This window comes from Pseudomonas sp. Irchel 3F3 (assembly GCF_900187545.1).
Taxonomy (GTDB): domain Bacteria; phylum Pseudomonadota; class Gammaproteobacteria; order Pseudomonadales; family Pseudomonadaceae; genus Aquipseudomonas; species Aquipseudomonas fortuita.
The window spans coordinates 166,108-187,648 of the sequence record NZ_FYDS01000002.1; the positions used below are offsets into that span (position 1 = coordinate 166,108).

A 21,541-nucleotide genomic window follows, 5' to 3' on the forward strand; every position below is an offset into this window, starting at 1 on the left:
CCCCAAAGTAGCAATCTGATTATTTGGCAGGCATATGGACACTATCGATCGGGAACTGATTGCGCTGTTGCGGGACAATGCACGCACTCCCGTGCTGACCTTGGCAAAAAAACTCAAGGTGGCCAGGGCAACGGTGCAAAACCGCATCACCCGGCTCGAAGAGCAGGGCGTGATCATTGGCTACACGGTACGTTTGCGCTCCGATGCGCTGGACCAGGGCGTGCGGGCAATTACCAGCATAGGCATCAGCGGCCACCACGCTGCAGAGGTCAAGCACGCGCTGCGTGGGCACCCCAACGTGGTCGCCATCCACACCACCAATGGCCGTTGGGACCTGATGGCAGAGCTGCGCGCAGACACCCTTGAAGCGTTCGACCGGGCGCTGAATACCATTCGCTCCATTCCGCACATCGAGAATACCGAGACCAGCATCCTGCTCTCCACCTACAAGATGTGACCGCGGGGTCAGGCCTTTTGAAAGGCGCATTGCGCAAACTGTCACCCAGGCTTTCCACAGTGCAAAAAATCCCTTTGGCTGTGCGCATTCTGTAGCGTTCCGCTTGGCCCGGGCCACTGGCAGAATGAAACTGTTTTCGTGCAACGGTACAAGGCGCACCAACCAGGGTGCGTTTCAAACAATAAAAAAGCCCGCAGCTAAGTTGCACCGGGCGTGAGTGTCCGTTTTCGTTATTACCTGCGCTTTTATCATTTTCAATGACAGGGAACCTGCACCTTAGTGCCACTTACATGGTGCGGCGCGGGGCGCTGAAGTTTTACCAAAAAAGAATAAGAGGTCGACTATGCATCAAACGTGCAATGCGCAAAGCGCTGCTCCGCAAGAGGGCCGAGTGCTCAAGCGACGGCTGGAAAACCGACACATACAGCTTATTTCGATCAGTGGTGCCATTGGTACCGGGTTGTTTATGGGCTCGGGCAAGATCATTGCGCTGTCTGGCACTTCGATCATCCTCGTCTACGCCATCATCGGTTTTTTTGTGTTCTGCATCATGCGCGCCATGGGCGAGATGCTGCTGGCCAACCTGCAGATGGAATCGTTCGCTGACCTGGTGCACAACTACCTGGGGCCGCGGGCCGGTTACATTCTCAGCTGGTCGTACTGGCTCAGCTGGGTGGTGGCGGCGGTGGGCGACGTGGTGGTGGTCGCAGGGTTCGTGCAGTACTGGTACCCCGATGTGCCTACCTGGCTACCGGCTTTCGGCACCATGTTCCTGTTGCTGGGCCTGAACATGCTGGCGGTGAAGGCCTTTGGTGAAGTGGAGTTCTGGTTCGGCCTGATCAAGATCGTCGCCATCGTGCTGCTGGTGGTAACCGGCCTGGTGATGGTCGCCACCTCCTATACCTCGCCGGGCGGGGTGACGGCATCGTTCAGCCACCTGGTGGCCCCCGGCGTGGTCATGCCGCATGGCATCCTTGGCTTCCTCGCCGGGTTCCAGATCGCCATTTTCTCCTTCGTCGGCACCGAGCTGATCGGCACCGCAGCGGCAGAGGCCAAAGACCCCGAAAAGACCCTGCCCAAGGCGATCAACACCATCCCCGTGCGTATCCTGCTTTTCTACATCTGTTCGCTGGTGTGCATCATCAGTGTGGTGTCCTGGGCCAATGTGCCAGCCAACCGCAGCCCCTTCGTTGAATTGTTCCTGCTTGGCGGGTTGCCCGCTGCTGCTGGCATCATCAACTTCGTAGTGCTGACCTCCGCGGCATCGTCGGCCAACAGTGGCGTTTACTCGGGCTCGCGCATGCTCTATGGCCTGTCGCATCAACAACAGGCCCCGAAGGCGTTCGGGCGCCTGTCCGGGTCGGGTACGCCAGTGCGGGCGCTGGTATTCTCCGGGGTGTGCATGGCGATTGCGTTGACGCTGCTGTTCGTGATCCCGGAAGTGATGACCGTGTTCACCCTGGTGTCGACCATTTCTGCGGTAATGATCATCGTTACCTGGTCGCTGATCCTGCTGTCCTACTTTGCTTACCGCCGACAGAACCCGCAGGCCCATGAGCAGTCCAGGTTCAAGCTGCCGGGCGGCAAGGTCACCGCCGCGCTGGCGCAGCTATTCCTGATTTTCGTGCTGTGCCTGCTGGTGCTGGAACCGGACACCCGCACGGCGTTGTACGTGATGCCGCTGTGGTATGCGGGCCTGTTGCTGGCCTATCGGCGCAGGACCAAGGCCTCTGCCCAACCGCAGAGCGCTACTGCTGATTCGTTGATTTAGCGGGTGCTCTGTGGGAGCGGGCTGGCCCCGCGAACACCGGCAAAGCCGGTGCCAGGCACCGCAGGGTTGCCTTCGCGGGACAAGCCCGCTCCCACAGCAGTCCAAAAGGGCTGGCGATCTGCTACAGCGGCCAGGACAGGTAGTTCCAGCATTCTTCAGGGCTGGCGTTCAGCAACCGCCCGCAACGTACGCAACGTTACCACCGGCGCATCCACCACAAACCGGTTGGCCAGCCAGCCGGGCACATCGCCGGCAGGGTCGGCCTGCAACTGGTAGGTCACCTCCGTCTCGCGCTCGCCCAGGGGTTTCATGCGCCACTCACCGCGCAGATGCTGCACCCGGATCAGGCCGTCAACCTTGGGAATCCTGTCAGGCTCGGCGCTCAGGTGCCGCAGCAGGGTGCCGTCGTCCAGGCGTTCGCTGGTGACTTTCAGCACAATGTCCCGCGGCATCGTCGGCCACGGCAGGTTGGTGGTCAGGTACACCCAGGTATTGGCGCCATCCACTTCCAGCAAACGCATCTGGTCACAGGCGTATAGCCATTTGCAGGCTACCCGCAGGTTCTCTTGCAGGTCGGTGAGGGTGCGCACGCTGGCTTTCATGGTACTTACACCACGAAATTGCTGGTAGGGCGTGTCATGCGCGCTGCTCAGGTACACGCGAATGCCTTCGCGGTCATAGGCCAGGTTCCACTCATCGGCGGCCGGGGCAGGGGTACACAGCAGCAGGGCAGTGAGCAGCAGGCAGCGGTTCATGGCCGGCACCGCGCGGGGGATGGGTGTTTGAGTATGCGCGGCAAACAGAAAGCCCGCCAGGTTGGCGGGCTTGCGGGCATCAGCCTGGGCTTAGCGCTTAGGGTTCAGCGTCAGGTGCACGTGACGGTTAACGTCCTTGTACAGCAGGTAGCTGAAGTTGCCAGGTCCGCCGGCGTAGCAGGCTTGCGGGCAGAAGGCGCGCAGCCACATGAAGTCGCCGGCTTCCACTTCAACCCAGTCCTGGTTCAGGCGGTACACCGCCTTGCCTTCCAGCACGTACAGGCCATGTTCCATCACGTGGGTTTCAGCGAACGGAATAACGCCGCCCGGCTGGAAGGTGACGATGTTCACGTGCATGTCGTGGCGCATGTCGGCCATGTCGACAAAACGGGTGGTTTTCCAGCGGCCTTCGGTACCCGGCATCTCGATGACGGTGGCGTTGTCGCGGTGGGTGACGAACGATTCCGGTACGTCCAGGCCCTCGACTTTCTGGTAGTGCTTGCGCAGCCAGTGGAAGGTGACGTTGGACTTGCTGTTGTTGCGCAGGCTCCACTCGGCGCCTGGCGCCAGGAAGGCATAGCCGCCGGGTACCAAGGTGTGGTGCTTGCCTTCCACGGTGATGTCCAGTTCGCCTTCGACGATGAACACCACGGCTTCGGCGTTAGCGTCCAGCTCGGGGCGCTCGCTGCCGCCTTCCGGGGCCAGCTCGACGATGTACTGCGAGAAGGTTTCGGCAAAACCGGTCAGCGGGCGGGCGATGACCCACATGCGCATCTTGTCCCAGAACGGCAGGTGGCTGGTGACGATGTCACGCATCACGCCCTTGGGGATGACGGCATAGGCTTCGGTGAACATGGCACGGTCAGTCAGCAGCTCGGTTTGAGCCGGGTGCCCACCGTGGGGGGCGAAGTACGAATGGTTCGACATGGACAATCTCGACTTGTTGTTCTCTCCCCATGCCGTGAACCGCACCGGCCGGTGCGGCGCAGGGGATGTGGCCACAGAATAGGGTCGAGCGCGTGCCATCCACAAATTAAATGTTGGAATACCCGGTATTTGATCGCTGAATGTCGACCTGGCGCCCGGCGTGGGCTTCCGGCAGTCGATCGCCTTGACCGAACAATTTTTGGCGCAAGGTCCCTTCGGTGTAACTCGAAGGGTAGCGGCCGCGGCGTTGCAGCTCGGGCACCAGCAACTCGACCACGTTGGCCAGGTCATCCGGCTGCACGGCGTAGGTCAGGTTGAAACCGTCGATGCCGGTCTGGTCCAGCCAGCTTTCCAGCTGGTCGGCCACCTCGCTGGCAGAACCTGCCAGTACCGGGCCGCGACCACCCAGGCCAACGAACTCGGCAGCCTCGCGCACGGTCCAGCGGCGGTTCGGGTCAGCGGCGGTAAACGCCGCCAGGGCAGCGCGCCCGGCGTCATTTTCGACGTATTCGATCGGCGCATCAGGGTCGAGGCCGGCAAAGTCGATGCCGGTCCAGCCCGACAGCAGCGCCAAGGCCGCGTCTAGGTCGACATAGCGACGGTATTCGGCGAACCGCGCCTCGGCTTCTTCCCGGGTAGGGGCGACAATCAGCAATGCCTGGGCATAGATCAGCACTTCATCACGACCTCGCCCGGCGGCTTCGCTGGCCTGGCGAATGCCATCGGCGTAGCGGCGCAACACTGTAGGGGTTGGGCCGCTGATGAACACGCATTCGGCGTGGCGCGCGGCAAACTGCTGGCCGCGTGCCGAAGCGCCGGCCTGGAACAGTACCGGCGTGCGTTGCGGTGACGGCTGACACAGGTGCATGCCGGGCACCTGGAAGTGCTCGCCCACGTGGTTGATCGGGTGCACCCGGGTTGGCTCGATGTAGCGCCCGCTGTCGCGCTCCAGCAGCACCGCGTCATCGTCCCAGCTCTTTTCCCACAGCTTGTAGAGCACCTGCAGGTACTCCTCGGCCAGGTCGTAGCGCTGATCGTGGCCCAGCTGGCGCGCCAGGCCGAGGTTGCGTGCAGCGCTGTCGAGGTAGCCGGTGACGATGTTCCAGCCGACCCGGCCGTTACTCAGGTGGTCAAGTGTGGACATGCGCCGGGCGAACGGGTAGGGGTGCTCGTAGGTGAGCGAGAAGGTCACGCCAAACCCCAGGTGCTCGGTGACCCCGGCCATGGCCGGCACCAGCAGCAGCGGGTCGTTGACCGGCACTTGCACGCCACCGCGCAGGGCGGCCTCAGGGCCGCCTTGGTACACGTCGTAAATACCCAGCACATCGGCAATGAACAGGGCGTCGAACAGGCCGCGCTCCAGCAGGCGGGCCAGGTCGGTCCAGTAGCTCAGGCGGTTGAAGGCGACGCTGGTGTTGCGTGGGTGGCGCCACAGGCCGGGGGACTGGTGGCTGGCGGCGTTCATGCTGAACGCATTGAAGCGGATCGGGCGGGGCATGTCAGTTGCGCTCCACTCAAGGCAATACGGAAGCCGGGTAGACCGCGTCGGCCACCTGCAGCTTGTGTGGAATCAGGCCCAGGCCCTGGAAGGTGTCAGCGAGTTTCTGTTGCTCGGCGACGATCTGCGGGGTGATGGCCACGGCGTTGTAGTTACGGCGCTCGCTGGCCACTTCAAGCACGTTGGCGTTGATGCCCAGCTGCGGGGCCAGCAGTGCGGCAACCTCTGCGGGTTTGGCGTTGGCCCACTGGCTGACTTTGCCCAGTTCGGTAAAGAAGGTTTTCAGCAGCGCACGGTGCTGGTCGGCGTAGCTGGCGGTGGACAGGTAGAAGGTGCGGTTGTTGGACAGGCCGCTGCCGTCACGCAGGTTCTTCAGGCCTGGCTGGCTTTCTGCAGCGGCGAGGAACGGGTCCCACAGGGTCACGGCCTGCACGCTTCCCGACTGCAAGGCGGCCACGGCATCGGCGGCATTGTTGACGTAGGCGGGGGTGATGTCCTGGTAACTCAGGCCAGCCTGTTGCAGGGCGACAGCCAGCAGGTACTGGGCATTCCAGCCACGGCCGGTGGCCACGCGTTTGCCTTTCAGGTCCTGCACGCCAGTCAGGTGGTCCTGCTCGCGTACCACCAGGCCGATGCCGCGTGGGTAGGGCTGTTCGGCGGCCAGGTACACCACCGGTTTGCCGGCGGCCTGGGCGAACACCGACGGTGCGTCGGCGGCGTGGCCGAGGTCGATGGCGCCCGTGCTCAGGGCCTCGAGCAGCTGTGGGCCGGCGGCAAACTCGTGCCAGCTCACCTTCACGCCTTGCGGGGCCAGGGCCTTTTCCAGGGCGCCGCTGCCTTTGAGAATGTTGATGCTGTTGAACTTTTGGTAACCGATGCGAAGGGTCTTGGCGTCGTCGGCCAGGGCTTCGGACCACGGCAGCAGGGCACTGGCGACACTGGCCAGCAGGCCGCCAATCAACAGGCGGCGCAGGGGGGAAAAGGCACGGATTGGCATGGGGATGCTCCTTCAGACCGGGTGGTAAACGATGGGCCCAGCCTAAGGAGATGGCGTTTGGCTTTCAATTTTTATATTCCGTTTCGTTAGATTTTTTTGTTATTTTTATATCCTTTTGTTTTGTAACGATTTGCATGCTTTCGACATTTTTTTCACATTCGCTTGCTAGCATCCCCGGCATTCCGAGGAGCCCTACATGCCGCAATTCCTGCGCCAACGCAGCGCCCGCATCGCCCTGACTGCCACTACCGGTTTGCTCGCCGCCACCTTGGGTTTTTTCGCCTGGCAGAGTTTCTACCCGGTCCAGGCTGCCGCTGGTTGGGATGTCCAGGTGCTGCATCGTGATGTGGCCAAGGCCGCATCGTTGTTGCCGCAAGCGGATGGCAGCCTGCTGGTCAGCCGCGAACTGGATGATGGCCGAGGCAGCATCCTCAAGATCACCGCGACAGGCGACCGCGTAGTGGTTATCGACAGCCTGTCGAAGCCCGACGGCATGGTCGCGGCACAAGGCGGTTGGGTGTTCAGCCAGGAAGGCGGTCAGGCGCCGGTGAGCCTGGCCCGCGATGGTCAGGTTACCCACCTGTTCGACGGTGAAAGCGTGCAGGGGCTGTGGAACGACGGCGACCACCTGTATGCCATCGAAGACCGCAAGGGCAATGGCCGCTTGATGCGTTATGACTGGGCCAGCGGCCAGCTTGAGGTGTTGCGTTCCGGCCTGACCGAAACCGAAGGCCTTGCCCGCTGTAACGACGGCCGCTTGCTGTACACCGAAAAAGCCAATGGCAAGGTTCGCGCCCTGTCCGACGATGGCCAGGACCCGGTTGTGGCCGAGGGGTTGCGCAACCCTACCTTTCTGTTCTGTGACCCGCGTGGCCTGTGGGTCAGCGAAGACAACACCCACCGCGCACGCTTGTTGCTCATCGACGCTGACGGCGTCCAGCACACCATGCTGACCTTCCTCAAGGCGCCGCAGTCGATCGTGGCGGACGGCAAGGGCGGCTACCTGTTGGCCGAAGGCGGGCGTAACCGCGTGCTGCACCTGACGCCGCCACCGACGCACGACACCGCCCAGCGCGACTGAGCCGGCGCTAGCTGGGCAGGCGCCGCACGCGCCCTGGCAGCAGGCCCAGCACCAGCATGCAACCAAGCAGAATTACCAGGCCTCCCACTGCCTGCAACAGGCTCAGGGCTTCATTGAGGAACACCGCGCCGACCAGCACTGCCACGAGGGTGACCACGAACTCCACGCTGATGGCGCGGGTGGCACCGATACGTGCCACCAGGCCAAAGTACAGTACGTAGGTGGTCGCGCTCATCACTGCGCCGCTAATCAACAGGTAAAGCCAGTCGCTTGCCTGTGGCACACTGGGCACGGGAACTACCAGCAACAGCGGCAGGGTCATCAACCCGCCAGCCAGGAACGCGCCGCCGGTGACCGTCCACGGGTCCTGGCCGCGCAGGTGCAGGCTGGCGTAATTGCTGCCGTAGGCGGCGCTGATGGCGCCCAGCAGCGACGCTATGCAGCCGTGGATGAAGTCGTCATCAATCGGCCGGGCCGGAAAACCGACCAGGATGGCGATGCCGGCAATGCCCAGCAGCAGCCCGGCCAGGCCTTGCAGGGTGATTTTCTCCAGGCCCCAGACCCGCCCGATCAGCATCGAGAACAGCGGAATGGTGGCGACAAAAATAGCTGCCATCGCGGTGCCGATGCGTGGGGTGGCGTACGACATGCCGATCAGTTGCCCGGCCACCGTGGTCGCTCCCACCACCAGCAAGGGTACCAGCAGCGGGCGCAGGCGCATTGGGCGGCCTAGCAGGGCTGCCAGGAGCGCCAGGGTGCCGCTGGCAATCAGTGCCCGCAGGCTGACCGCGCCCACCCAGCCAAAGGCATGCACCACCTTGAGCAACACCAGGAACGAAAAGCCCCAGGCTATGGCCAGGAACAGGTAGGCGGCGAGATCGCGTGGTTGCATGAGGCAGGGTCCATCCATGGCAGGGGCAGGCAGGCTAGCGGGTTGCAGGGCGCAATATCAAGGCCGGCCAGCCGCGATGCATTATGGCTACTCGACCAACAGCGTGCTTCCCTGCATGGCCGCGCTCACGGATAATCCCCGCTATTCCAATAAGTAGCCTGTGAGTGGGTATGAGTGATTCCGTAGTGAGCCTTGGCCAGCCTGAAACCGGGGGGGCGCGCAAAACGCGCAAGAACAACCCCGAGAAAACGCGCGAGGACATCCTCCAGGCGGCCATCAACGAGTTTGTCCAGCAAGGGCTGGCCGGCGCACGTGTCGACGCCATCGCCGAGCGTACCGCTACCTCCAAGCGCATGATCTACTACTACTTCGGCAGCAAGGAGCAGCTGTACTGCGAGTGCCTGGTGAAGCTGTACGGCGATATCCGCAAGACTGAGCAGAGCCTGGACCTGGAGTCGTTGCCGGCTGAGCAGGCGATCCGCCGGCTGGTGGAGTTCACCTTCGATCACCATGACCGCAACGTCGATTTCGTGCGGATCATCTGCACCGAAAACATCCATTACGGCGAGTACGTCAAGCAGTCGCCGGCGATCCGTGAAATGAGCAGCCTGGTGCTCGAGGCCCTGGGCAACACACTGCACCGTGGCGTGCAGGAAGGTGTGTTCCGCACCGGCATCGAGGTTATCGACCTGCACATGCTGATGAGCTCGTTCTGTTTCTACCGGGTGTCCAACCGCCACACCTTTGGCGAGATCTTCCAGATTGACCTGTCTGATGACCAGGTCAAGCTGCGCCACAAAGCCATGATTTGTGACGCAGTATTGCGCTATATCCGCGCCTGAACGCCGTTTACTCGCCCAGCCGTTGCTCGCGCGACGGCGGGTAGCCGAAATATGCCGCATAGCACTTGCTGAAGTGCGACACGGAAACAAACCCGCAGGCCACTGCAACGTCCATCACCGACAGGTCCGAATACTGCAGCAGCCGGCGGCTTTTGGTGATGCGCAACTCCATGTAGTAGCGCCGTGGCGAGGTGCCCAACTGAGCCTGGAACAGGCGGTCGATCTGCCGGCGCGAGCGCCCGCTGTAGGCGGCCAGCTGATCCAGGCTGAGGGTTTCTTCCAGGTTGTTTTCCATCAGCTCGACGATGGTGCGCAGGTGCAGGCTCATGGATTTCTTCGCCCCCGGGCCAACCTGGCGGTAGCGAGCCCCGGAGAACGACAGGATTTCCTCCACGCCTTCGGCCAGCCCGTCACCATACAGCCGGCGCACCAGGCCCAGCATCAGCTCCATGGCGCCATTGGGGCTGGCGGCGCTGAGGCGGTCGCGGTCGAGGGTGAAACTGGCCGGCGTGATGCGTGTTTGCGGGCTGCGCTCCGACAGGCTGGCGCGCTGCTCGGGGTGGATACTGCAGCCATAGTCGTCCAGCACCCCGGCGCGGCCAAGAAACCAGGCACCGTTCCACAGGCCGCCCAGGGCCATGCCGTGGGCGGCGCAGTCGTCCAGCAGGCGGTCGAGTTCAGGGTACTTCAGAGGCGTGCGCAAGCCGCCACAGATCACCAGCAGGTCCAGCGCCTTCAGCGCCCCGGCGGACAGCTCGGTGGCGACCAGCTCCAACCCCAGGTCGCTGGTTACCCGGTCGCCCTCCATCGACAGTGGGGTGAATTGAAAACTGTCGGCGCGTAGCAGGTTAGCCGTGACCAGCACGTCCATGGCAACGGTGAAGCTGGCCATCGAGAAGTGTTCGAGCAGGACGAAGTCGACCCGGTAAGGCGCCTGGGCATTGGCGCTGCTGGTTTTGAGCCGCAGCATGTTGCTGGTGCTGGTCTTCTTGCTGAACTGTCGTGGCGTGGGCACTCTGGACTCCGCTTCCTGGCTGGTCCCAGAGTGTGGCCGGTGGCCGGGGGAAAGACAATGTCCCGGGTGGGCGTGTCGTATTTCAGGTCGTGTTCAGGCAACCTGTCTGCCTTGGCCCATTGCCGCCATGCTGCCCACTGCCACTGAGGACGCCCTAGATGAAGTACGCCATTGCCCTGTTGTTCAGCCTGCTTCCACTGCTGGCCAATGCCCTGGAGCCGGGCGAGAAGCTGGCCCCATGGACGCTGCTCGACCAGCATGATCAAGCCTACAGCCTCGATAACAGCACGCACATTCTGCTGGTGGCCCGCGACATGGACGGTGCCAAGTTGGTCAAGGCGGCGCTGGCCCAGCAGCCCAAGGGCTACCTCGAGGCGCGCGATGCCGTATTTGTTGCCGATATCCAGCGCATGCCGGCGCTGATCAGCAAGCTGTTCGCCATCCCCGCCATGCGCGATTACACCTACCGGGTGCTGCTCGACCGGGACGGGCGCGTGGCCAGCCGTTATTCCGGGCAGGATGGCCAGGTGCAGTGGTTGCAACTGCAGCAGGGCGTGCTGGTGAGCCAGCAGTCTTTTGCCGATGCCGCAGCGTTGAAGGCGGCGCTGGAGAAGGCTGCGCAGCATTGAGGGCATTCACCTCGTAAATCTATAGGCTATCGTGGTCATTGTGGGACCGCGAAAACGGGCGAAGCCCGTGCCATCCACTGTGCAGCCTGCTTCGCAGGAAGCGCTCGCGCCCACAGAGCCCGTGATCAAATCAATCTGAACCCTCAGCGCGACTAGCAACCCAACGCATTACATGCCAAACGGGAGAGTGGTTATGGAAACAGGAACGATCTGGATCATCATCGCAGCCTTGGTCATCCTGCTGGAAATCTGGGCCATCTGGCACATCATCGGCAGTGATCGGCGCGCCGAGCGCAAGATGCTGTGGGTCGTATTCGTGGTCTACGCACCCTTCCCTGGGTTGTTGTTCTGGGCCTGGCGTGGGCCGCGGGCGGTGAAGGGCAGGGCAGTGCTGCAGGAAAAATGACCGCGCCAGCGTCAGGCGCAGGGCGCGCTCTGCGCCCTTGACCTCAAGTTAACTCAAGGTCCGATACTGCTCCGCTCTTTCAACCGAGTGAGGCCTTGTCATGACCCAAACAACCGCATTCCAGCTTGGCAACCCTGAGGGCCTGTACGACCCCAGTGGCAATGCCTATTCCCATGTCGCCGAAGTGCGCGCTGGCAGCCGCCTGCTGTTCATCGCCGGCCAGGGCGGGGAGGACAGCAACGGCCGGTTATCGCCATTGTTTGCCGAACAGGCCCGTCAGGCGCTGGCGAACGTTGAGCTGGCCCTGGCGTCCAGAGGCGCCAGCCTGGCCCAGGTATTCAAGCTGACCCTGCTCATTGTCGAGCACTCCGAAGCGCGTTTGTGCCAATGGGTGGCCGAAGCCGACAGGGCGTGGGGCCCACACATGAAACCGACCTGCACACTGATCCCGGTACCGCGCCTGGCGCTGGATGGCATGTTGGTGGAAATCGAAGCTGTGGCAGCGCTTTAGCGCCGGATGCTGTGGTCAGGACATTGAGGCGCTAGAAGAAACTGCGCTGCGCCTTGAGCGTGACCACGCTGTCGCAATAGGTATTGATGCCCGAATACGCATCGCAACTGCCGCCACTGAGGCTGGAGTTGCTGTAGATAAGGTTAAGGTCGATACCAAGCCAAGGCCGCGACAGCTCAAGCGACCAGTCAGAAAAGCCATTTACCTGGCTGCCGTCGCCAATGGTGAACGGCGTGCCCAGGCGATGATGGGCGAGCTTGACGGTGAGGTCGACATCGAACAGCGGCAGTTGGCCAAAGTCGGCGAACAAGGTCCCGGTGCGGTTGCCGGGGTTGTCGCGCAACGCGCCGCCGAAGCGGTTGCCCAGCACCGAGATGCCGCCGTACAGGGCATAACTGTCGGGGCCTGCGATTGTCGGCTGGCTGTAATGGATCAACCCCACTTCATAACCCAGGCTGCTGTCGAAATGGTGCTTGTAGCCCAGGTAGCTGTCCAGGCGCAGGGTCGAGTTGGGGGTAACACCCATGCTGGGGGCGTACTGGCCCAGGTACCAGCCACTGGCATGGTTGAAGTCGAGCCCACCGTGGAATGCACCGACGGCACTGGGTGAGATAAGGCCTTGGGCCATGCTGCGCGAGGGTGTGGTGCCGAGGGTGAAGTCGAAGTCGCCCAGTTCGCGTTTTATCTGCTGGGCCAGCAGCACTGGGCTGAATAGCAATGCAGCACTCAGCAACAGAAAGGGCCTGGTCATGGTCTCCGTCCTGGAAGGCTTGCGGTTGAGCGGTAGAGCATACCTGCGCAGGTTCAAGGAGGGAACCGTAGCGTGGCCGACTCAGCCTTTGGTCGAACGGTCTGCATCGGCAACTTCGGTCACCACTGGCAGGTTGCCGGCACGCTGGACCACCCGCCGTTGCTGCTCGTAATCGTCCAGGGACAGACCGCGGCGCTGCAACGCTTCCAGTTGCAGTTGGCGGGTTTCTTCGGCGCTGTACGCGCGCAGCTCAGGGTGGTTGGCACAGCCAGCCAGTACAGCCATGCAGGTTGTGGCCAGGATAGCGAGGAAGAAGCGGGCCTAGGTAGTCATCGAGCAGCTCCGGGATGCAGGGGATTCGCCAGGTTCGAATCGATGGAGCCAGGTTAGTGAGGTGGGCCGCTTCAACTGCGTGTGTTTGAAGGCTTGCTTCCGCGCGCCTTGAGGGCCCAAGCCAAGTTGGTGGCCCAACTGCGTGACCTGCTACGGCCCGCTCAGCTCCCGCTTCAACCTGATGGGAACCCAGGGTGACGAACTTAACGCTCCCGATCCCCCTCGGTTGAAGGGCAATTCCAATACGTCCTCTGATGGTCGACACCCCGACGCAGCTTCTTTCCTCACAGCAGATTAAACGCTGTGAATGATGGCGAGTCACGGCCTAGCCAATAGGGTGCCAACGCCTGATGGCGTGCCCAAGCGGCGGCGACGCGCCGCTTATCCTGGCATGTAATTGTTGCCCGAAAATCATCGATGCCATTCCCCCGGGCAAGATCGCGCTGCGCCCTATCGGGCCACTTGAGGTGAACCCAAGCGCATGTCAGTGGATTCCAGCCATCACTGACCGCCAGATCCTTAAGCCACTAGCCGAAATCCTCCAGGGCTTGGCACTCTTCAAGAAAGCCAGCCACGTCCGCAGGCCAACCATCGATCGGTGGAATCATCTGCCGCAGGATCAACCCATCAAGCAATTCATATAACCGCGCCCTTACGTAGCAGCCTGGCTCCAGCATGCATATCAAAAGCAGATAGCTGAGAAAATCCCGCTGTAACCATTTCCGCATCGCTATCATCCTGTCCGATTCACTGCCCAGCAGGGCAAGTGCGATACAGAGATGGCACCAAGCAGGGCAGTCGAACAGTCGCCGCATGGCCGTCTCACAGCGTAACGGTCTGCCATCGAAGCAAGCTTGATAGAGAGTGTGCGCCAGAGCATTGCAAGGACGACGCTCCTCCCAGAGGACATGCAGCACTTGCCATAGAGGATCATTCAAGATGCGGAGTAGCCCTGGCTCAATTTCCGCTAGCTTCTGCATTCGCCATGCTCTGACAGGATGGCCAGCCCACATCTTTCGCCATGAATCACTGCTTTTTTCGCTGAAATCGAGCCACGGATATCGTTCGACAAGACGCGCCCTTACCTGCCGTACAAACGCCTGGCTGCTATGACTGCAGGCCCAAATCTGTGCCAGCGTATGAGTAACAACGCAGACCAGAAGACCTGTGATCTGAGATTGTCTACACATTATCTCTGCCCTTTGGACGATTCTGCCAGTATCGAAAAAGTATCGAACAGTCATTGACCACACGCGAATATTATTGCGCGCGTTCTTTTAGCAGTTGCGCGGCATGCTGTTCACCCGCAAGCAGGCGTTGGCGTTCACCTTCAAGCTGCTGGACCTGTCGCTGCAATGCGTTTTCCCGTTGCTGAGCTTCCCGCCGCTCTGTGGAGAGTGCGCCATGGGCGAGTTGCAGCTGCTCGAAGCGAGCTTGATCGATCGCCCGCTGTTGCTCGTAGCCGGCTTGCTGCCGCTGTAGGCGTGCGCGATCTGCTGCTACAGATGCGTGGGCATCGGCGGCAAGGCGCTGGGCTAGACTGCTAATAAAGGTTTGTAGCTCGTCATCCACGCTGACCACCGGTGGATGTGGCTCGGCTGCCTGCAGCTCCTGCAGATAGCGGACGATCGTGCTTTTCGAGCCGGTGTTGCCCAGTTCCACCCGCACTGCTTCGATGCTCGGGTGTTCACCGCGGGCGAGCAGGGCATCCCGCGCCCGTTGCACCAAAGCCTTGTTAATACCGGCACGCGCCATCTGCGGACTCCGACGATTTCATACCGTACAAGCAGTATGCGCGTACAGGTACGTTTGGCCTATCGGTGGGGTGATGCCGACTGACGAACTGACGTTCGAGAATGCTGAATTCTCGAACGTGAGAGGAGGTTTGAGCGGATTTCGCGCTTGAACGCGGTACACGGGAGGTCAGGTGAGCGACGCGGAGCGCTATCAGCAGGCGGCACGCCGGGCCAGCACCGCGCGCCGTTATGCTCAGGCCATTGAACATTTCGAAGGGGAGTGGGGCGGGCTGCTGCCGGCGTCGAGCGTCAGCGTGATGCACTACCTGGCGGCCTACAGTGCACGGCTGTCGGCCAGCACGTTGCGCACGAACCTGGCGGCACTCGCCCAATGGCACCAGCAGCGCGGCTTTGTCGATCCGACCAAGGCGGCGCAGGTGCGCGACACCCTGCGCGGCATCCAGGCGCTGCACCCGCAGCCGGTGAAACAGGCGCCGGCGTTGCAGCTCAAGGTGCTGGAGGCCAGCATCGAGGGCTTGAGCGCCGACGTGCACAGTGCACTACCCGCACTTCGACTGCGTGCCGCCCGTGACCAGGCCCTGATCCTGCTCGGCTTCTGGCGGGCCTTTCGTGGCGATGAACTGTGCCGGCTGCAGGCGGAACACGTGCGGATCGAGGCGGGTGAGGGGATGCAGCTGTTCCTGCCCAGCAGCAAGACCGACCGGGACAACCGTGGACGCAATCTGACCATGCCGGCGCTGAAGCGCCTGTGTCCGGTCCAAGCCACTGAACAGTGGCTGCTGCTCAGTGGTATTCAGCAGGGGCCGCTGTTCCGCAGGATTGATCGCTGGGGGCATCTCAACGCGCAGCCACTTAATGCCAACAGCGTGTCGCGTCTGTTGCGCCGTGCGCTATTGCGCAGCGGGATCGAGGCCGAGGGCTATTCGGCGCATTCGCTGCGTCGTGGCTTCGCGACCTGGGCCAGCCGTAATCAGTGGAGCACAGAGGCATTGATGGCGTATGTCGGGTGGTGTGACGTGCAATCGGCCGCCCGCTACATTGAGTCCAACGCACCGTTCGGCGAGTGGGCGCGTTGAGTTTCTATCAGAATCTTGATCGGGGGGTTGTCTCCTGCATCGAGCTCCTACGGACAACGCTTCTGTGATGCTTCGCTTTGACAGCTTTACGAAGCTGTATTATGTAAATAGCCGCACGCGATAAAGGAAATTTCGCATGAGCATCAAGCCAGGCCCGAAACAATCCAACGAAGATGGCACATCGGACAAAAGGCAGAGAGTCACGCCTGAAAAGCAAAAAGACCCCCCGGACCTGAAACCCCACAAGCATAAAAAGGGGGAGTAATACAAAAGCAGCTCGTGAGAGCTGCTTTTTATTTGCGGACTATTTGGCCTGCGTATCAAAGCCGCTGTCCTGTAGAACGCCACTCAGCGCCGATAGCCGTTCGCGGAGCTTGGTATGGAACCGGTTACACGAATTTCACAGCGTTGCAGGAAACCAATGAGATTCAGGCCCTGTTAGACTATCCGTTAATCCTGAAGACTTCTCTACTGTTCATCCAGGTCGAGACCATTCGGGCTGCTCTCACTAAACATGAGGTCAGAAAGCGGGGAGGAGCAATGATCGATGGAGGATTGGTCGGGCACATGAATCAGGAATGCGGTTCACTTTCCTATGATATGAACGCCGGAACGGTCAGTACTGCGGAGATCAGGCGAAGAGATATTGCTGATGGAATTCGATCGATTCCTGACCTCACTGTCCAGACAGCAGACGAGGTGAAAAGCTACGAGCTGTTTATGCGAGGAGTTTCGGATCAAGAAGCGTTGGAGCTTTTGAAAGATTTCGAAGAGCATCCTTCAAGTGACTGAGCGGGCCGGGAGGCCCGCTACGAATGAAGCCAGGTGCAGTTCACCCGCGTCGATTAAAGGGAATTACGATTGCCTCACCAGTCTTGATCGACGGATTACCTGAAACCATGCTTTTCAGCTTCGCCAGATGGAACACTGACGCTTTGCCTGAAAGGTAGTGCTCGGGTAATCCAGCTAGCTTTTCAACATCGTTTGCGGCTAATCCGATGTACCCGCTGACGGATTCGAGCGGCATCACGCCAGAGGATGACAGGAGCTCAAATGTGCGTTTGAGCAAACGAGGTTGCTCAGGCACACGGGCGTCGTCACCTGGTTCCGACTTGGCTCCCCACCTGGCAGAGCGCCGTTTAAAAAGTACAAGCTTTTCGTCGGCGTCGATGATCTTGAGCGCTTCAAGTCGCATGATCATGGCCGCGACCGAAACGCCCCAACGTTGCTTAAGCAGCAGTAAGCTATCGAGCGTGACCGGTGTTTTCACGTCGGCCGCAAAAGTCTCTGCCGGCAGTAGGAACGCGCCAGCAAACCGGTGAGCTTGTGATTCCATCAGCTTATAGCGCTCAGGGTCAGTAGAACGATCAATGCCTTTATGGAGAATCAGATGACCAAGCTCATGCGCGAGGTCGAAACGGCTTCGAAAGCCGTTGGCCTTATCGGCTGAAAGCAAGATCAGTGGGCGCTGAAGTGCGTGGCTCCATGCCGATAGCCCTTCAATCGGCGCAATTCCCGTTTCCTCCCGAACCAGGATGACGCCGGCGCCTTCAACTGCAAGTGCAAGGTCTGGAATTGCCCGGCGCCCTAGGCCCCAGAGCTCCCGACATTCATCGGCTGCTTCCTCGATACCTGCACTGGCGATTTGTTGTGGATCAGTGAACGACCTCACCGGCAGCTTGATGGCCGGGAAATCTACGAACTCGACCCGCAAGATATAGTCTTGGTAGGCAGCAAGGTCACACCCCAAAATCGCGGCATCAATAGGGTGGTAAGAGCTGGTGATCGAAGTCATGGCACACAGCCTCCAGCTGCGTTCCTCCTAGAATCGCTGGCGAGGGCTTCAGTTCAGGGCCTATGTCGAGCGAGCCGGGGTCCGGAAATCATTTTCGGATCCAATGTTGGGGACAATTTAGAAGTAGGTTGGTTCTGCAAATTCGAATTCATCACGACAAGTTTTGACGCTTGGTTTGTTGCGCTTTCGTTCAACCGTTTCTGCGAGCCCCGAGCGACTGATTTTCACGCGCACTTCCGGATGCATGGAACAAATGACGAATAAATGTTCACGATTCGTGGACTTAGCCTGCACAGCAAAGCGTTGAGAGGTTGATGTTGGAGGAGTATCGTCGCCGCGATTAACTAGAAGTGCCACCGGAACTCCGTATGCTAGCCCTCTTATTGGATTTTTGTTTCGGCATCGCCATGGGCGCTTTGGGCGGCTTCTTCGGTATCGGTGGAGGGCTCATAGCCATCCCTGTGATGACCTTATGGTTTGATCAGTCTCAAACATTGGCCCAGGGCACGGCCTTGATCATGATGGTGCCAAATGTCGTTCTCGCTTTCTGGCGGTATCAGCAGCGAACCCCTTTGAACTGGAGTTTGACGATACCCCTTGGGTTGGCGGCTCTCATAAGCGCCGGAATCGGCGCCAGGGCCGCTATCACGATGGACGCGCGCACTATCCAGATAGGGTTCGCTCTCTTGATGCTTTTGCTAGCGGCCATGAATATTATCCGAGCCCGTCTCATTGCCAGCCCTAAGGCCATTGCCCATGCTACGTCCTGCCGTCTTGCAGCGCTCGGAGGTGGGTGCGGAGCATTAGGTGGATTTTTTGGGGTCGGTGCGTCTGTGGTTGCAGTGCCGATTCTGACCAGTGTTTTTGGCCTCAGCCAAGTTGCAGCTCAGGGCATGGCGTTATCGCTGGCGCTGCCCAGTTCGCTCATTACTCTGATCACCTATGGCACACAAGGCCATGTGGACTGGCAAATGGGGTTTGCCATGGCGCTGGGCGGTTTACTCAGCGTGAGTTGGGGCGTCAATTGGGCCTATCGCGCGCCGGAAAAGCTGCTGTGCGGCCTGTTCTCTTGCTTCTTGACGGCAAGTGCCGTGCTCTTGTTTTTCCGACATTGAATTAATTCACGAACCGTGAATCCATGCTCCACTGAATGCGCGTTGATGTGCTTTGCCGTATCGATATCCTGTAGTTGTTAACACTGTCACGCAGTGACCGTGATGCCGTAGGGCCTGACAACAACAAAGGGTAAGAACTTGCGATGAGCACCCCAAGAACGCTGTATCAGAAGCATATCGATTCACACTGTGTCTGCGAGCTCGATGATCAAGGCCATGTTCTGCTGTACATCGATCGTCAAGTAGCTAATGAATACACCAGCCCCCAAGCTTTCAGCGGTTTGCGCGAAGCGGGTCGCAACGTCTGGCGCCCGTCAGCAACTCTTTGCGTGGTGGACCATGTCAATCCGACTGCTCCGGAGCGTATCGCCGACATGCCAGATGCCGGCGGTGCGCTGCAGGTCAACTACTTTGAGCAAAACTGCCGTGACTTCGGCATCGAGCTATTCGATGTGTTGGACAAGCGTCAGGGGATTGAGCACGTTGTTGCTCCTGAGCAGGGTTTTATCCTGCCGGGTATGGCGGTGGCTGCGGGTGATAGCCACACCACTACCTATGGTGCGTTGGGTGCGTTCGGTTTCGGTATTGGTACTTCAGAAATCGAGCACCTGCTGGCCACGCAAACGTTGGTCTACAAACGACTGAAAACCATGCGTGTCACTGTAGAGGGCGAACCGGGTCCTGGATTGGTGTCGAAGGACATTATCATGGAACTGATCCGCCAGATCGGCGCGGCGGGCGCCACTGGTTACGCGATCGAATTCACAGGTCCTGCAATCAGTGCTTTGAGTGTCGAAGCACGCATGACCATCTGCAATATGGCTGTTGAGGCTGGCGCGCGTGGTGCCTTCATGGCGCCCGATGACAAGGTATACGCCTACCTCCAGGACAAGCCACGCGCGCCGAAGGGAGCACAATGGCAGGCGGCAGTTGAACAATGGAAAACTTTGTTCACCGATCCGGGCGCGAGCTTTGATAAAGAGGTGCTCATGCATGTTGCGGATCTGCAGCCCATGGTCACCTGGGGCACCAGTCCTGATCAAGCAGCCTCCATTACAGGTACTGTGCCTGATCCGATTCAGGAGAAAGATCTCATCCTTCGCCAGGATCTGGAGCGCGCTTTGCGCTACATGGATCTGCAGCCTGGCACTGCTTTGGAAGGTATTCGCATCAGCCACGCCTTTATTGGTTCGTGCACCAATGCTCGAATCGAAGACCTACGGGACGCCGCGCGTGTGGTTACTGGCCGCAAAGTCGCTGCTGGTGTACGGGCAATGATTGTTCCTGGTTCAACGATGGTACGGGATCAAGCCGAATCCGAAGGGCTCGCGCAGATTTTCCGCGATGCGGGCTTTGAATGGCGTCAGTCTGGTTGCTCGATGTGCCTGGCCATGAACGATGATGTCCTGAGTCCAGGGGATCGATGTGCTTCGAGTACTAACCGCAACTTCGAAGGTCGCCAGGGGGCCGGGGCACGCACCCACTTGATGAGCCCTGCAATGGTTGCCGCTGCAGCGGTTACCGGTCATTTGGTCGATGTACGTTCTTTGGCGTTGGAGGCATAAGCATGGAACCTTTCAAGTATGTAGAGGGCTACGCAGCTCCAATGCTGGCAGCCAATGTCGATACCGATGTGATAATGCCTAAGCAGTTCCTCAAGGGGATCGATCGAAGCGGCCTGGATCGCGGAGTATTTTTCGACCTACGCTTTCTTCTCGACGGTACGCCAAATCCGGAATTTGTACTCAATCAGGATCCATGGAATACGTCGACTTTCCTGGTGGTCGGTCCCAATTTTGGCTGTGGCTCCAGCCGTGAGCACGCGGTCTGGGGGCTGAAGCAACTGGGTATCCGGGCGCTGATCGGCACCACATTTGCCGGGATTTTTTATGACAACTGCCAGCGCAATGGCGTGCTCACCATTCAACTGTCGCCCGCCGAGCTGAAGGAGTTGGGTCAGGTAGTGAGAGAATGTGGTAGCTCTTGCATCGCGATTGACCTGGAGGCACAGCACATTCTTCTGGTCGACGGCAGGGCAATTGAGTTCAAGATCGACGCGCTGCGTAAGCAGGCGCTGATGTTGGGGCTCGACGCCATTGGCACAACGCTTCAGCGCAGTGATGAAATTCGCGCATTCGAAGCGCGCCACCTTGCAAGCCACCCCTGGCTGGTTTGATCGATAGCGGATTGATGGGCGGGTGCACGCCTCTCGCCCAGGAGTATTGCGATGTTAAATGTGTCCAACCATGGCGATTGGCCTGCAGGCTACCTGATTAATCCTTGTGCTCCGTCCTTGTCCGGTCTGTGGCATGAAGCGTTCGAAGGGATGCCCTCAGCTATTGTTAGTGACAGCCTGGGGCGCAACACCGGTGGCCTTGGCCTGAAACCCTATCATGGTCTTCGTCATCTATGTGGTACAGCGCTCACCGTGCGGGTGCGCCCTGGTGATAACCTGCTGGTGCTAAAGGCTATCCAAATGGCGCGGCCGGGCGATGTTCTAGTAATCGATGGTAGTGCAGATCTGAGCCGGGCTGTGATTGGTGGCATCATGCGCGCCATGGCCATCAAGGCGGGTATTGCCGGTGTAGTGATCAATGGCGCCATCCGGGATCGTGAAGAATGGCTAGACGGTGAGCTGCCTGTTTTTGCTGTGGGTTTTGTTCATCGTGGCCCAAGTACTGACGGTGGGGGCGAGATCAACGTCCCTATCGCTTCTGCGGGTATGCTGGTAAATCAGGGTGACCTTATCGTAGGCGATGCAGATGGTGTTGTCGCAGTGCGAACGGATGAGCTATCTAAAGTTTATGCGCGCTGCACCGAGCTACTGGATCGTGAGGCGGGAATCCTCAGTGCAGTAGCTTCGGGTGCGCTTGATCCTGCGCGATTCGACGAAATCCTGAGAAGCAAAGGTTGCCCCGTTTAGTTCGGTGCAA

General features: G+C 60.1%; 25 protein-coding genes. 14 read left to right on the top strand and 11 right to left on the bottom strand.

Going from position 1 to position 21,541, the window contains the following annotated elements; genetic code table 11:
• Nucleotides 1-34: 34 nt before the first annotated feature.
• Nucleotides 35-457, top strand: a complete 423-nt coding sequence (locus CKW35_RS04210; protein ID WP_016499380.1) for an Lrp/AsnC family transcriptional regulator — start codon at nt 35-37, stop codon at nt 455-457.
• A gap of 343 nt (nt 458-800) precedes the next feature.
• Complete coding sequence (locus CKW35_RS04215; protein WP_024717557.1) at nt 801-2,228, top strand: amino acid permease; 1,428 nt, start codon at nt 801-803, stop codon at nt 2,226-2,228.
• A 155-nt stretch (nt 2,229-2,383) separates the two neighbouring features.
• Here CKW35_RS04215 and CKW35_RS04220 read toward each other — a convergent pair whose 3' ends face one another.
• From CKW35_RS04220 to CKW35_RS04235, 4 genes are all read right to left on the bottom strand, one after another.
• Complete coding sequence (locus tag CKW35_RS04220) at nt 2,384-2,983, bottom strand: START domain-containing protein (protein ID WP_095115179.1); 600 nt, start codon at nt 2,981-2,983, stop codon at nt 2,384-2,386.
• Nucleotides 2,984-3,073: 90 nt separating this feature from the next.
• Nucleotides 3,074-3,910 carry a bifunctional allantoicase/(S)-ureidoglycine aminohydrolase gene (locus tag CKW35_RS04225; RefSeq protein WP_060518220.1) on the bottom strand — a complete coding sequence of 279 codons (837 nt, stop codon included), beginning with the start codon at nt 3,908-3,910 and terminating at the stop codon, nt 3,074-3,076.
• Between the two features lie 106 nt (nt 3,911-4,016).
• Nucleotides 4,017-5,408 (bottom strand): LLM class flavin-dependent oxidoreductase, encoded by a 1,392-nt coding sequence (locus tag CKW35_RS04230; RefSeq protein ID WP_024717556.1) that lies wholly within the window; start codon nt 5,406-5,408, stop codon nt 4,017-4,019.
• Nucleotides 5,409-5,424: 16 nt separating this feature from the next.
• Nucleotides 5,425-6,405, bottom strand: coding sequence for an aliphatic sulfonate ABC transporter substrate-binding protein (locus CKW35_RS04235; RefSeq protein ID WP_016487392.1), 981 nt, complete (start codon nt 6,403-6,405; stop codon nt 5,425-5,427).
• A gap of 196 nt (nt 6,406-6,601) precedes the next feature.
• Between CKW35_RS04235 and CKW35_RS04240 the strand changes: the two genes are divergently transcribed.
• Nucleotides 6,602-7,486, top strand: coding sequence for a hypothetical protein (locus CKW35_RS04240; RefSeq protein ID WP_016487391.1), 885 nt, complete (start codon nt 6,602-6,604; stop codon nt 7,484-7,486).
• A 7-nt stretch (nt 7,487-7,493) separates the two neighbouring features.
• Here CKW35_RS04240 and CKW35_RS04245 read toward each other — a convergent pair whose 3' ends face one another.
• Nucleotides 7,494-8,378 (bottom strand): DMT family transporter, encoded by an 885-nt coding sequence (locus CKW35_RS04245; RefSeq protein WP_060518218.1) that lies wholly within the window; start codon nt 8,376-8,378, stop codon nt 7,494-7,496.
• 170 nt (nt 8,379-8,548) lie between these two features.
• Between CKW35_RS04245 and CKW35_RS04250 the strand changes: the two genes are divergently transcribed.
• Nucleotides 8,549-9,220: a TetR/AcrR family transcriptional regulator gene (locus CKW35_RS04250; RefSeq protein ID WP_016487389.1), complete on the top strand. Its 672-nt coding sequence runs from the start codon at nt 8,549-8,551 to the stop codon at nt 9,218-9,220.
• A gap of 7 nt (nt 9,221-9,227) precedes the next feature.
• Here CKW35_RS04250 and CKW35_RS04255 read toward each other — a convergent pair whose 3' ends face one another.
• Nucleotides 9,228-10,235, bottom strand: a complete 1,008-nt coding sequence (locus tag CKW35_RS04255; RefSeq protein ID WP_016487388.1) for a GlxA family transcriptional regulator — start codon at nt 10,233-10,235, stop codon at nt 9,228-9,230.
• Nucleotides 10,236-10,393: 158 nt separating this feature from the next.
• Here CKW35_RS04255 and CKW35_RS04260 point away from each other — a divergent pair, with 158 nt between their 5' ends.
• The 3 genes from CKW35_RS04260 to CKW35_RS04270 all read left to right on the top strand — a co-directional run bounded on the left by CKW35_RS04260 (nt 10,394) and on the right by CKW35_RS04270 (nt 11,781).
• Nucleotides 10,394-10,864, top strand: coding sequence for a hypothetical protein (locus CKW35_RS04260; protein WP_016487387.1), 471 nt, complete (start codon nt 10,394-10,396; stop codon nt 10,862-10,864).
• 193 nt (nt 10,865-11,057) lie between these two features.
• Nucleotides 11,058-11,270, top strand: coding sequence for a PLDc N-terminal domain-containing protein (locus CKW35_RS04265; protein WP_016487386.1), 213 nt, complete (start codon nt 11,058-11,060; stop codon nt 11,268-11,270).
• 100 nt (nt 11,271-11,370) lie between these two features.
• A complete protein-coding gene (locus CKW35_RS04270) occupies nt 11,371-11,781 on the top strand; it encodes a RidA family protein (protein WP_095115181.1) in 411 nt (136 codons plus the stop codon).
• Between the two features lie 31 nt (nt 11,782-11,812).
• Here the strand turns inward: CKW35_RS04270 and CKW35_RS04275 are convergent, their stop codons facing one another.
• From CKW35_RS04275 to CKW35_RS04290, 4 genes are all read right to left on the bottom strand, one after another.
• Nucleotides 11,813-12,532 (bottom strand): TorF family putative porin, encoded by a 720-nt coding sequence (locus CKW35_RS04275; protein ID WP_016487384.1) that lies wholly within the window; start codon nt 12,530-12,532, stop codon nt 11,813-11,815.
• 81 nt (nt 12,533-12,613) lie between these two features.
• Nucleotides 12,614-12,817, bottom strand: a complete 204-nt coding sequence (locus tag CKW35_RS04280; protein ID WP_095115183.1) for a hypothetical protein — start codon at nt 12,815-12,817, stop codon at nt 12,614-12,616.
• A 575-nt stretch (nt 12,818-13,392) separates the two neighbouring features.
• Entirely contained in the window at nt 13,393-13,680 is a 288-nt protein-coding gene (locus CKW35_RS27740) for a hypothetical protein (protein WP_143499747.1), read from the bottom strand.
• Between the two features lie 445 nt (nt 13,681-14,125).
• Nucleotides 14,126-14,620 (bottom strand): DNA-binding protein, encoded by a 495-nt coding sequence (locus tag CKW35_RS04290; protein ID WP_060518214.1) that lies wholly within the window; start codon nt 14,618-14,620, stop codon nt 14,126-14,128.
• A gap of 172 nt (nt 14,621-14,792) precedes the next feature.
• Here CKW35_RS04290 and CKW35_RS04295 point away from each other — a divergent pair, with 172 nt between their 5' ends.
• From CKW35_RS04295 to CKW35_RS04300, 3 genes are all read left to right on the top strand, one after another.
• The gene (locus tag CKW35_RS04295; RefSeq protein WP_095115187.1) at nt 14,793-15,698 is read left to right on the top strand and encodes a site-specific integrase; all 906 of its coding nucleotides are present in this window, start codon (nt 14,793-14,795) and stop codon (nt 15,696-15,698) included.
• 136 nt (nt 15,699-15,834) lie between these two features.
• The gene (locus CKW35_RS28500; protein ID WP_256583351.1) at nt 15,835-15,963 is read left to right on the top strand and encodes a hypothetical protein; all 129 of its coding nucleotides are present in this window, start codon (nt 15,835-15,837) and stop codon (nt 15,961-15,963) included.
• 14 nt (nt 15,964-15,977) lie between these two features.
• Entirely contained in the window at nt 15,978-16,490 is a 513-nt protein-coding gene (locus tag CKW35_RS04300; protein ID WP_143499749.1) for a hypothetical protein, read from the top strand.
• A gap of 40 nt (nt 16,491-16,530) precedes the next feature.
• Here CKW35_RS04300 and CKW35_RS04305 read toward each other — a convergent pair whose 3' ends face one another.
• Complete coding sequence (locus tag CKW35_RS04305; RefSeq protein WP_095115191.1) at nt 16,531-17,493, bottom strand: ImmA/IrrE family metallo-endopeptidase; 963 nt, start codon at nt 17,491-17,493, stop codon at nt 16,531-16,533.
• 368 nt (nt 17,494-17,861) lie between these two features.
• Between CKW35_RS04305 and CKW35_RS04310 the strand changes: the two genes are divergently transcribed.
• The 4 genes from CKW35_RS04310 (at nt 17,862) to CKW35_RS04325 (ending at nt 21,531) form a co-directional block, all read left to right on the top strand.
• Nucleotides 17,862-18,608, top strand: a complete 747-nt coding sequence (locus tag CKW35_RS04310) for a sulfite exporter TauE/SafE family protein (RefSeq protein ID WP_095115193.1) — start codon at nt 17,862-17,864, stop codon at nt 18,606-18,608.
• A 143-nt stretch (nt 18,609-18,751) separates the two neighbouring features.
• Nucleotides 18,752-20,173, top strand: coding sequence for a 3-isopropylmalate dehydratase large subunit (gene leuC / locus CKW35_RS04315; RefSeq protein ID WP_095115195.1), 1,422 nt, complete (start codon nt 18,752-18,754; stop codon nt 20,171-20,173).
• Nucleotides 20,170-20,784: a 3-isopropylmalate dehydratase small subunit gene (gene leuD / locus CKW35_RS04320; protein WP_177336041.1), complete on the top strand. Its 615-nt coding sequence runs from the start codon at nt 20,170-20,172 to the stop codon at nt 20,782-20,784. The genes leuC and leuD overlap by 4 nt, the downstream gene beginning before the upstream one ends.
• A 51-nt stretch (nt 20,785-20,835) precedes the next feature.
• Nucleotides 20,836-21,531 (top strand): RraA family protein, encoded by a 696-nt coding sequence (locus CKW35_RS04325; protein ID WP_095115197.1) that lies wholly within the window; start codon nt 20,836-20,838, stop codon nt 21,529-21,531.
• Nucleotides 21,532-21,541 lie beyond the last annotated feature (10 nt).